Origin of the sequence: Pseudoduganella sp. RAF53_2 (assembly GCF_052113985.1) — a bacterium.
Classification (GTDB): domain Bacteria; phylum Pseudomonadota; class Gammaproteobacteria; order Burkholderiales; family Burkholderiaceae_D; genus Rugamonas.
Map to the genome: position 1 here is coordinate 1 of NZ_JBFRDW010000116.1, position 11,598 is coordinate 11,598.

At 61.7% G+C, this 11,598-nt stretch carries 10 protein-coding genes; 5 read left to right on the forward strand and 5 right to left on the reverse strand.

Going from position 1 to position 11,598, the window contains the following annotated elements; genetic code table 11:
* From AB4Z11_RS09400 to AB4Z11_RS09410, 3 genes are all read right to left on the reverse strand, one after another.
* Window positions 1–268: YaiI/YqxD family protein (locus AB4Z11_RS09400; RefSeq protein ID WP_442024741.1), on the reverse strand; the 268-nt coding region annotated here is incomplete at its 3' end.
* Window positions 269–383: 115 nt separating this feature from the next.
* On the reverse strand, window positions 384–1,211 hold the full coding sequence (locus tag AB4Z11_RS09405) for a hypothetical protein (protein WP_442024723.1): 828 nt from the start codon (window positions 1,209–1,211) through the stop codon (window positions 384–386).
* 86 nt (window positions 1,212–1,297) lie between these two features.
* The gene (locus tag AB4Z11_RS09410) at window positions 1,298–1,642 is read right to left on the reverse strand and encodes a helix-turn-helix transcriptional regulator (protein ID WP_442024725.1); all 345 of its coding nucleotides are present in this window, start codon (window positions 1,640–1,642) and stop codon (window positions 1,298–1,300) included.
* Window positions 1,643–1,759: 117 nt separating this feature from the next.
* Here AB4Z11_RS09410 and AB4Z11_RS09415 point away from each other — a divergent pair, with 117 nt between their 5' ends.
* From AB4Z11_RS09415 to AB4Z11_RS09435, 5 genes are all read left to right on the forward strand, one after another.
* Entirely contained in the window at window positions 1,760–2,218 is a 459-nt protein-coding gene (locus tag AB4Z11_RS09415; protein WP_442024727.1) for a (2Fe-2S)-binding protein, read from the forward strand.
* A gap of 11 nt (window positions 2,219–2,229) precedes the next feature.
* Window positions 2,230–4,362, forward strand: a complete 2,133-nt coding sequence (locus AB4Z11_RS09420) for a molybdopterin cofactor-binding domain-containing protein (RefSeq protein ID WP_442024729.1) — start codon at window positions 2,230–2,232, stop codon at window positions 4,360–4,362.
* 73 nt (window positions 4,363–4,435) lie between these two features.
* A complete protein-coding gene (locus AB4Z11_RS09425; RefSeq protein ID WP_442024731.1) occupies window positions 4,436–4,954 on the forward strand; it encodes a hypothetical protein in 519 nt (172 codons plus the stop codon).
* Window positions 4,955–5,076: 122 nt separating this feature from the next.
* Window positions 5,077–7,314, forward strand: a complete 2,238-nt coding sequence (locus AB4Z11_RS09430) for a carboxy terminal-processing peptidase (protein WP_442024733.1) — start codon at window positions 5,077–5,079, stop codon at window positions 7,312–7,314.
* A gap of 209 nt (window positions 7,315–7,523) precedes the next feature.
* Window positions 7,524–9,842: a gluconolaconase gene (locus AB4Z11_RS09435; RefSeq protein ID WP_442024735.1), complete on the forward strand. Its 2,319-nt coding sequence runs from the start codon at window positions 7,524–7,526 to the stop codon at window positions 9,840–9,842.
* Here AB4Z11_RS09435 and AB4Z11_RS09440 read toward each other — a convergent pair whose 3' ends face one another.
* Window positions 9,843–10,703, reverse strand: a complete 861-nt coding sequence (locus AB4Z11_RS09440) for a GIN domain-containing protein (protein WP_442024737.1) — start codon at window positions 10,701–10,703, stop codon at window positions 9,843–9,845. It lies immediately after the preceding gene.
* Window positions 10,704–10,961: 258 nt separating this feature from the next.
* Window positions 10,962–11,598, reverse strand: a 637-nt coding sequence (locus AB4Z11_RS09445) for an alpha/beta fold hydrolase (RefSeq protein ID WP_442024739.1), incomplete at its 5' end; no start/stop codon positions are given.

Consider the following 11,598-nt stretch of genomic DNA (forward strand, 5'->3'; position numbering starts at 1 on the left):
GGGGTAGGCCACCCTTTTCGAGCACCAGAGAAGCCAGCGGGATGTCTCCGGTCACGACAATATCGCCGGGGCTGACACGTGCAACGATTTCGGCGTCGGCGGCGTCTGCACCTGCCGGGACCTGGAGGGCACGGACATAGCGCGAGCCCGGGACGCGCATTAGCTGGTTTGCTACCAGGGTCACGCTAAGCTGCAATCGCTCTGCTACGCGGAACAAAATTTCCTTGATGACGGCGGGGCAGGCGTCCGCGTCGACCCAGATGTGCATGGTGAACATTCGACTTGATAAACAGGCCTACATTTTAGCCGGGATGTCCCTCACGTCGTCGTAACGTCGAAAGGGCGTAGACGTGACCGGCACGTCGAAAAGGGTGCCTTAGTGTCTAACGCGATGAAATCAGCGGCTTGTCGTAGATGCTGCCCTTGCACCGCAATTGCGCGCTGTCGGCCGACGCGCGGGTTGCTCCGAGCAGTTGAGGTACGCCTTTCGTCATGGCGGCATTCAGCAGGGTTTCCATGTAGCTGACCTTCTCCCCGGCGCTGAGGACGTTCCAGGCATACAGGCCGCTTTCGCCGCGCAGGTTGCCGATGGTGCTGCTTTGCTTCTGGATGACTTCCTTGATCACCTGCATGCTGGAGGCATCAATCAGGCGTAGTTTGACGTAGGCGAAGGGCGCGATGACTCCGTGGCCGGACTGGCGAGACTCGTCGTCTTTGATGCGGATGCCGTTGTCGAGATAGAAGCCCAGGCCTTCGATGCGACCGCGTTCCTCGGTTGACCGATTCAAGCGCACTTCAGATTCTGCGTTGAGTTTGGAAACGAGGATCAGGTGGCTGATGCCGCGCTCGGCCAGCAGGCTTTGAAGGTATTCCAACTCAGCCTTGTTGGCTGAGGGATTGTCGAACATGGCGTTCTGGGCCTGATAGAGCTTGCCGTCGAGCGTCAAGAGCATTGCGGTGGGCGTGGCGGGTTCTACTTGCTGCACCGCCTTGTTTGCCGCCTGCACGGTGATATCGTCAAACGCTGTGTTATTCAGCGGGATCAGATTGCGCCGCAGCTGTCCGACACGGGTACCGGACTGCGTAATGGCGTTGTACGTGGAAATGCTGTCGCCGGACAGGGACATGATGCCGAACTTGCGCGGCAAAGGCTCGGCGGCAAGCGCGGACAGGGACACTAATGCGGTGAGGGAAAAGGCGAGGGCACGCATTATTCTTCTCCTCTGGTCAGTGGCTAGCTAAAGCTTAGCCCCGGTCGCGGAGAACATTGACTGAAAATTGTTATCGGTTTGTATCGTCAGTGCGCGCGCGCCCAGGCCGATGGCGTCTGTCCGCAGCGGTGGCGGAAGCGGCGGGTGAAGTAGCTCGGGTCATCGTAGCCGACCAGCGACGCCACCTGGGCCAGCTGCAGCTCGCCTGCGAGAATCAGTGCCTGCGCGCGCTCCATCCTGCATTGCTCCACATACGTCATGGCGCTCACACCGACCGTGGCGCGGAACAGGCGCGCGAAGTGGAAGCGGCTTACGTTGGCCAGTCCCGCCAGGGTCGATAAATCGATCTCTTCATGCAAATGCGCATCGATAAATTCCTTGATACGAAGCAATGCGCGCGGGGCCAGGCGGTGCGGGTGGGCGTAAGCCATGGAAACGATCTCCTTGCAGCAAGGAAGTGCCAGAAGTAAGCAATAGAGTACCACTCGACTTTGGGTTCAGGAAAGATAATCAATGGACACACAACCAAAAGATGAAGGGGATCATCGATGAGCTACGTCCTGAATATCAATGGCAAACCCCAGACTGTCGATGTCGACGGCGACACCCCGCTGTTGTGGGTGCTGCGAGACGTCCTGCACATGACGGGCACCAAGTTCGGCTGCGGCATGGCGCTGTGCGGCGCCTGCACCGTGCACCTCAATGGCCAGCCGATCCGATCCTGTAGCACGCCGGTCGAGTCGATCGGCAAAGGCAAGATCACCACGATTGAGGCGATCAGCAATACGGCCGTCGGCAAGCGGGTGCAGCAAGCCTGGGTGGCGCATGACGTGCCGCAATGCGGCTACTGCCAGTCCGGCCAGATCATGAGCGCGACCGCGCTCCTGGCCTCCAATCCCAAGCCATCGGATGAGGACATCGAGAACGCGATGTCCGGCAATATCTGCCGCTGCGGCACCTATTCGCGCATTCGCGCTGCCATCAAGACCGCCTCAGGCGCCGCTTAAGGAGGAACAGAATGAATGCTCCGACTGAATTCAGCGCATCCCGCCGCCACTTCATGCAAGCCAGCCTGGGCGCCGCCGGTGGCCTGGTGCTGTCCTTCTATCTTCCGGACGCCCGCGCGGTGGCGGCCGATTTCAAGCCCAACGCCTTCATCACCGTCCATCCGAACGGACGGGTGACCATGACCATGCCGTATGTGGAAATGGGGCAGGGCACTTACACTTCGATTCCCATCATCCTTGCCGATGAGCTGGAAGTGGACCTGAACAAGATCGACTGGGCACACGCGCCTGCCGATCCGGCCTACAAGCACGGCATGTTCGGCGTGCAGCTGACCGGCGCGTCAGCCAGCGTACGCGCTGCCTGGAAGCCTTTGCGCGAGGCGGGCGCGACGGCGCGCGTGATGCTGGTGCAGGCCGCCGCCGACCAATGGAAGGTGTCGCCTGACACCTGCAAGGCGGCGAACGGCGAAGTGGTGCACACGCCCAGCGGGCGCAAGCTGGCCTACGGTGCACTCGCCGCAAAGGCGGCCGGCGTGACGGTGCCGAAAGATGTGCCGCTGAAGACCGCAAACTTCACCCACATCGGCAAACCCGCCAAACGCCTGGACGTGCCGCCCAAGTGCAATGGCACGGCCAAGTTCGGCATCGATGCGCAAGTGCCCAACATGAAGATCGCTGCGGTCAAAGCCTGCCCTGTGTTTGGCGGCAAGCTGGCCTCGGTCAACGACAGCAAGGCGCTGGCCGTGAAAGGCGTCCGTAAAGTGGTCAAGCTGGACGACGCCGTCGCCGTGATCGCCGACCACAACGGCGCCGCGCGCAAAGGCCTGGCTGCGCTCGAAATCACGTGGGATGAAGGCCCGAACGCCAAGTTCAACAACGCGGAATGGGAAAAAGTGCTGGAAGAAACCGCGCGCAAGAAAGGCCTCATGCACGTCAACGAAGGCGACTTTGGAAAAGCCGCCGCAGCCGGCAAGACGGTGGACGCGGTTTACTTCGCGCCGTTCCTGGCGCACGCCACGATGGAGCCGATGAACTGCACGGCGCTGGTAAAGAACGGCAAGGTCGATATCTGGACCGGCACGCAAACGCCCGAACGCGCCCAGCTCTTCGTCGCCAAGGCCCTGAACGTGGAGCCGAAACAGGTGACGATCAATAACTTCCTGCTGGGCGGCGGCTTCGGACGCAGGCTGGATGTCGATTACATCGTTCAGGCCGCCCAGATTGCCAGGCAGGTCGATTTCCCGGTCAAGCTGATCTGGAGCCGCGAAGAAGACATGGCCCACGACTACTACCGTCCGTTCTATCGCGACGAGCTGTCGATGGCCTTCGACGCGCAAGGCAAGCCGGTGGGCTTCCGTCACCGCCTGGTCGGCTCAGCGATTGAAGCACGCTATGCGCCGGCCTGGATGGCGAATGGCATCGACACCGATGCCATCGACGCTTCGGAAAGCCCCTATGGCTTTGAGCACCGCCACATCGAATATCAACCCGTTGAAACGGCCGTGCCGACCGGTTTCTGGCGCGGCGTTGGACCGACCCACAATACCTTCGTGATCGAAAGCTTTATCGATGAGGCGGCGCTGGCGGCCAATCAGGACCCGCTCAGCTTCCGTCAGGCCTTGTTGACCAAGAACCCGCGCGCGCTCGCCGTGCTGAACCTGGCCACGCAAAAGGCGGGCTGGGGCAAGAAGATGGAGCCTGGCAGCGGCATGGGTCTGGCGGTGTGCCAGGCCTGGGGCAGCTGGGCATGCTCGGTGGTCGAATGTGCGGTGAATGCGGACGGCCAGATCAAGCTGAAAAAGGTGACCACGGCGGTCGATTGTGGACAGGTCATTCACCCGGACGGCGTGCTGGCGCAGACCGAGAGCGGCCATGTCTACGGCCTCACCGCGGCCCTGTACGGCAAGCTGACGCTGGAAAACGGCCGCATCATGCAGAGCAATTTCCACGATTACCAGATCCTGCGCATGAACGAGGCGCCGCCGATGGAAGTCCATGTGGTGCCAAGTACCGAATCGCCTGGCGGCATGGGCGAACTGGGGACTGCGGTTATCCAGCCGGCATTGGCCAATGCGGTGTTTGCAGCGACCGGCAAGCGCCTGCGCCGCACGCCGTTTGAGGCGGACCAGCTCAAGCGTACTTAGGGCATTGCCGTCCCGCGGGGCGGCGTTATAATCCTCCCCAATATTCAAGCGGGTCTGTTGGGGAGGTAATTGAATGGCAATGGTCGAGTGCACCAGCCTCGCGCCTGCCTGGCTATGCGGGCAGCGCGATGTGCTGCTGTACCTGGTGCCGTCGTTCGCGCTGGCACTGGTGATCCGCCGTCTCTCCGCAGTCCATCCCGTCTTCTTCCTGTTCCGGCTGGCTGGCACCATCTGCCATGAGTTCGCGCATTTCCTGGTCGGTTTGCTGACCGGCGCCAGGCCGGCGGCTTTCACCATCATTCCAAGACGGGTAGGACGGGGCTGGGAACTGGGTTCCGTGTCGCTGACCCGCGTGCGCTGGTATAACGCGGCCCCGGCCGCCCTGGCGCCTTTCCTGATTGCGGCATTGCCGGTTTGGGTGGCCGTGCTGCGCACCCGGCCCGGCTGGCATTTCGAGCCGCTCGACATGCTGCTGGCGCTGCTGGTGGCGCCGCAATTCCTGGCCTGCTGGCCATCCGCGGTGGACTGGAAGATTGCACTGCGCTCCTGGCCCTATCTTGTCATCATTGCCGCTTTACTATGGTGGCTTTAAGACGGCCCTAAGGTAAAACCCGGAAACTGCTGCTCTGTACGGGGTATTCCTGCGTTTCATCATGTAGAATAAAGATGAAGCCCCTCGTGGCATCTTTTTGTATATACGTTCGGAGCAAGCCGATGAAGAAGCAAATGCTGTTGGCCATCATGTCCCTCGCAATCGCGTCCGCTTATGCGGCGCAGGACAAGACGGCAGACACGCCGATCAAGCCCGCCGCCCAACAAGGGCAAGCTGCCCTGTGGGCATCCCGTGTGCTGCCGCGCTACCACTACAAGGCAACGCCTCTGGACGATGCGATGTCGGAGAAAATCTTCGACCGCTATCTGAAGTCGCTGGACGGCGAAAAGCTGTTCCTGACTCAGGCCGATATCGACCAGTTCGCGCCTTACCGCACCAAGCTGGATGACGCCATCGTCAGCGAGAATCTGACCATCCCGTTCCAGATGTATAACGTGTACCAGCAGCACTTCGTTGAGCGCATGGCTTATGCACGTGAACTGCTCAAGACCAAATTTGACTTCACCGTCGACGAGAGCTATCAGTTCGACCGCGAAAAAGCCGAATGGCCAAAGAACGAAGCCGAGATCAAGGATCTGTGGCGCAAGCGCGTGAAGAACGACTGGCTGYGCCTGAAGCTGGCCGGCAAGGACGACAAGGCCATCCGCGAAACGCTGGACAAGCGCTACGAGAACTACGTCACCCGTTCCAAGAAGCTGAACAACGAAGACGTGTTCCAGATCTTCATGAACGCGTATGCGATGTCGATCGAGCCGCACACCAACTACCTCGGCCCGCGCGCTTCCGAGAACTTTGATATCGCGATGCGCCTGTCGCTGGAAGGCATTGGCGCCGTGCTGCAGCCGCGTGACGAATACACCGTGATCCGCGAAATCGTGCCGGGCAGCCCGGCGGGCCTGTCGGGCAAACTGAAGGTCGGCGACCGCATCATTGGCGTGGGCCAGGGCGAGTCCGGCCCGTTCACCGACGTGCTGGGCTGGCGTATCGACGATGTCGTGGCGCAGATCCGTGGCGCCAAGGACTCCACGGTGCGCCTGCAGGTACTGCCTGCCGATGCCGGTCCGGACGGCAAGCCGTTCGTGCTGCCGCTGATCCGCAAGAAAATCAGCATGGAAGAGCAGTCCGCCAAGAAGACCATCATGGAAGTGAAGGATGGCGTAGCCAAGCATCGCATCGGTGTGATCTCGCTGCCGACCTTCTACCAGGACTTCGAAGCGCGCCGCAAAGGCGACAAGGAATTCAAGAGCGCGACCCGCGACGTAGCCCGTCTGCTGGGCGAGATGAAGAAGGACAAGGTTGAGAGCGTGCTGATCGACCTGCGCAATAACGGCGGCGGTTCGCTGAACGAGGCGGTCGAACTGACCGGCCTGTTCATCGATCGCGGCCCGGTGGTGCAGCAGCGCAATGCCGAAGGCAAGGTCGAGGTCGAAAGCGACAACGTGCCGGGCCTGGCCTGGGACGGTCCGGTCGGCGTGCTGATCAACCGCGGTTCGGCTTCTGCATCCGAGATCTTTGCCGCTGCAATCCAGGATTACGGCCGTGGTCTGATCATCGGTGAGCCCAGCTTCGGCAAGGGCACCGTGCAGACCCTGGTGAACCTGGACCGCTTCGGCCAATCCGATAAAGCCCGCTACGGCGAGCTGAAGATGACGATCGCCCAGTTCTTCCGTATCAACGGCGGCACCACCCAGTTGCGCGGCGTGACGCCGGACATCAAGCTGCCTTACGTCAGCGATGCGGAATCCTTCGGCGAGTCCAGCTACGACAATGCGCTGCCGTACACCCAGATCAAGCCAGCCGTCTACATTCCGGCGGGCGAGCTGAAGGAAGTGATTCCGCTGCTGGACAAGAAGCACGAAGCCCGTGTGTCGAAGGACAAGGACTTCCAGTACCTGCTGGAAGACATCGCCTACGTGAAGAAGCAGCGCAAGGAAAACCTGATCTCGCTGAACGAAACGGCCCGCCGCAAGGAACGCGACCAGCAGGAAGCGCGTGCCAAGCTGCGCGAGCAGCGTCTGGCAGCAGGCCCATCGCCGGACGATCCGGTGACCGTGCCTGATCCGAAAGATGCGCTGAACAAGGCGATTTCGGCCAAGCCGGCCAATCCGCGTGCGGCTCAGCGCCAAGCGCAGTCGGTGAAGGGCGCGATCCGCACGGATGACGGCTTGCAGGCGGATGAGCGCAAGCTGTCCGATGAGCTGGATGCCGAGAAAGCTGCCAAAAATGCAAAAGACGTGCTGCTGAACGAGTCCGTCCACATTCTGGCGGACGAAGTTGGCTTGCTGAAAACGGACACGCGCATGGCATCCCGAGTATTGCCGTACGCCACTGATAAGTGACGAGGAGACATTCGCGGTACTTATATCTAGTATTCCTACAAAAAACTAGACATATATGCCGCGGCGCAGCATAATTGCACCTGTCTCCTCTATTCTCCTCCAAGGAATAGATTCAGCCCGCTCCCTGAGCGGGCTTTTTTTTTATCCCTGCCCCTTGCCGGGGCGAAGGCGCCTTTGGTGACACTGATAGCGGACGGTACAATGCTGTCATGCGTAATTCGACAACATTGAAATTGGCCGCGATAGCCGCGGTAGTGGCGGCTGCCGGTGGTGGCTACGTATGGTATGCGGCGAAGCCGGGCGGACCGCGTCCGGTGGAAGTGCCGAAGCTGTTTAAGCCTGCCGTGGCGGTGACGCAGAAGTTCTGGGCGGCTCACGTGCGCACCGTGGCCGAGGATGGCCTGGCCGATCCTTATGGCGTGGCGGTCGATGAGAAAGGCAATGTGTTTGTGGCCGACGGCGGCGACAGCAATCGCATCATCGTGCTGGCGGCGGACGGCAGCCGGCATGTGCTGGCAGGTGGTGCCGAGGGTTTCAAGGATGGCGTTGGCGCGCAGGTGTCGTTCAATACGCCTTCCGGCCTGGCGCTGGACCGCAAGGGGAATTTGTATGTGGCCGATACGGGCAATCACGCAATCCGCAAAGTTGCGCCGGATGGTACGGTGACCACCCTGGCTGGTAGTGGTGTTGCTGGCGCGGCGGACGGCAAGGGCGCGCAGGCGCAGTTCAATGGTCCGGTTGGCGTGGCGGTGGATGTGGAAGGCGTGGTGTATGTGGCCGATACCTATAATGACCGCGTGCGCAAGATTTTGCCGGACGGGACGGTGTCCACGCTGGTTGGCGGCCGCCTGCCGGGCTTTGCCGATGGCGTCGGCGCGGCGGCGCTCTTCGATACGCCGACCGGGATTGCGGTCATGAAGGATGGCACGATTGTGGTGGCCGACGCCCGTAACCATGCCTTGCGCCGCGTTGGCGCGGACGGCGCGGTGACTACGATTGCTTCGGCACCGGATGAGGAACGCAATGCGATCTTGCGCCGTCCCGTGGCATTGTCGGCGACCCAGGATGGCTATCTGTATATAGCAACCAATGCGAAGGGACGCGTGCTGCAGCTGACGCCTTCCGGCGAACTGGCCGCGCTGACTGATGCCGACCACGCGCCGAATCCGGCCATCGGCGCCGAAGGCAACGTGCACTTGTTCGGACCCCGCGGCCTCGCTGTCGCGCGCGACGGCAGCGTGATCGTCACCGATGCCACCGCCCAGCGCATCGTTCGCCTGTCGCAAGAAACGCCGCTCGCGCCCGCCGCGAACGCGGCGCAAACCGGCGCAGCGCCGACTAGCGGCCCAGCCGACGGTAACACTTCCGGTGCAGTCGGCGCCGCTCCGGGCGCCGCGCAGAGCGGTGCACACCCCCAGGGAGGCGCGATTAGTACGGCCAATGCGGCAACGGTTGGCGCGGGGCTCGCAAGTGGCGGCGCTCAGATGGCTGCGTCGGACGCCGCGGGGGCGATGCCTGCTGCTGCAGGCGCGGTTCCGCGTGCAGCCACGGGCCGCAAGATGATGCCCTGGCCGGTGATGCCGCAGGATGAGCCGCATGAGGTGGTGGGTCTGATGGGCGAGGTGAGGGGAAGCTATGACGGTGAAAATCGCGATCACTTCCATGCCGGCCTTGACGTGCAAGCGCCGATCGGCACGCCGGTGCACGTGATCGAAAATGCCAAGGTCATCGACCCTCTGGCCAACTGGGCTTTCGGCAGCACAGGTGAAGGCATCAACCTCGGTACAGTGGACTACATCCACATGCGCGTCGGCCGCAACGCCAAAGACAAACCGCTGGACGCCAGATTCCAGCTGCTGAAAGACGAGCATGGCAAACCCGAGCGGGTGCGCGTGCAGCGCGGCACAAGGTTCGCGGTGGGCGACACGCTGGGCACCGTCAACAAGATGGCGCACGTGCACCTCGACTACTTCGAGCGCGGCATGTTAATCAATCCGCTCACGCTGCCATTCCCCGGCATCCAAGACACCATCGCGCCGGAGATCAACAGCATCACGCTGCTCGACCCGCAGGAAAAGCGTTTGCCGCAGAAGAAAGGCCAGCGTCTGCACGTGGCGCGCTCACTGGGCGCAGTGACCGTGGTGGTGGACGCCTTCGACCAGATGGACGGCAACCAGGCTCGACGCCGCCTGGGCCTGTACCAGCTTGGCTACCAGATCCTGCAAGACGACAAACCGCTGAAAGGCTTCGAAAAGCCGGTCATCACGCAGACCTACAACAAGCTGCCCCGTGATCGTGAAGCGGTAAAAGTCGTGTACGCGCCGAACAGCGGCATCACCGTATATGGCAGCAAGGCCACGCACTTCGCGTATGCACTGAACAGCACGCTGATCAACGGCGAAGTCACGCCGGGCGTGTGGAAGGTGGCCGATCTGAAGCCGGGCGATTACACGCTGCGTATTTACGCCGCCGATTTCGCGGGCAATACCGCGAAATCGGGGCGCGATCTGCAGCTGACGATCGAGTGATTACTGGATAGTAGTGCGGCGTCCGGACACATTGCGCTGCGCGGGATTGCCGGACACCTGGATGCCGCCCGAGCCGTTGCCATGCGCATCGACTTTCTGCGACACCCAGGCCGTAATGCCGCCCGAACCGGAGCTGGACAGATTCGCCACCTCCGCATGCAGTTCGGACAGATACACGCCGCCCGAACCCTGGGTCTGCACATCCAGACGATGAACCGCGCCGCGTGCATAGAAACCGCCCGAACCCGTGCTGTTCACGCGCAGCGCATCGCCGCGCAGCGTACCCAGATCGATGCGGCCCGAGCCCACCATATTCACGTTCGCGGTACGCGACTCCAGGCCATCGCCGCTGAAGGAACCGGAGCCGGTGTGATCGAGGTTCAGGTCATCCAGCCGGCCGTGCATCGCCACCCGGCCTGAGCCCGTGTGCGACACACGCAGCGCCCCGCCATTCAAGCCATTCACATCCACCTGCACCGAGCCGGTGGAGGCCAGCTCGCGCAGGCGCGGCACGGTCAGCAGCACGCGGATCGGCGCACCGCTACGCAGGTCTTCATCGGTCGAGATGCGCAGGGTGTCGCCATCGAGATCGGTATGCACATAAGGCAGCAGATTGCTGTCGCCTTCCACGGTCAGCGTGGAGGCGCCGCCCACACGCACGTCCACTTCCATGTCGACGCGGCGGCGGTTCTCGATACGCACGGCCACGACACTGTTCGCGCTACGCGTTTCGGTAGCGCTGGAACCATTGCCCTGAATGGATGAGCTGGAAGACCAGCGATAGTCGGCTTTACCGTCGGGCACCACGATTACGCAGCCGGCGAGGGCGAGGACGGCAGCAAAAGTCAGGGTCAGGCGCATTTTTATTCCTTGTTATCCAGGTTGAGATATAGGAATGCTAATGAGCTGTTGCCTGTTGTGCGGGGGAATTGCGACGAACGGTCGTTATGAGGGGGCGAACTGCAGAAAAACATTGAACATGGGCACGGCCGCTTGATATTATGAAATAGCTGGCTTCGTGTGGCCGGCCCGGCCGGGTTCGCCCTGCTGAGAAAGAATAAAGTTAATACCCCGAATCACCGCCGGCGATAGGCCATTGCCGGCGGTTTTTTTTGTGCTTCAGGATTTCACGAACTCCAGCAGATCCGCATTGACGCGCTCCTTGTGCGTGTCGGTCAGGCCGTGTGGCGCGCCTTCATACACGATCAGTCTGGCGTGCGTCACAATCCTGGCTGAGGCGCGGCCGGCGGCGTCGATCGGCACGATCTGGTCGCCATCGCCGTGAATGATCAGGGTCGGCTTATCGAACTTCTTCAGGTCGTCGCGGAAGTCCGTTTGCGAGAAGGCCTTGATCGAGTCATAGGTGTTCTTGTGRCCGCCCATCATGCCCTGCATCCACCACGACTGAATGATGCCTTGCGACGGCTTGGCGCCCGGCCGGTTGTAGCTGTAGAAGGGACCGGAAGCAATATCCAGGTACAGCTGCGAACGGTCTTTCTCGGAACCGGCGCGAATGCCGTCGAAGACTTCCACTGGCAAGCCGCCGGGGTTATCGGCAGTCTTCACCATCAGCGGCGGCACGGCCGAAATCAGGCCCAACTTGGCGATGCGTCCTGTGCCATGGCGGCCCACATAACGCGCCACTTCACCACCTCCGGTCGAGAAGCCGAACAGGATCACATTCTTCAAATCCAGCGCCTCGATCAATTGGGCCAGGTCGTCGGCGTAGTGGTCCATATCATTGCCATCCCAGGGC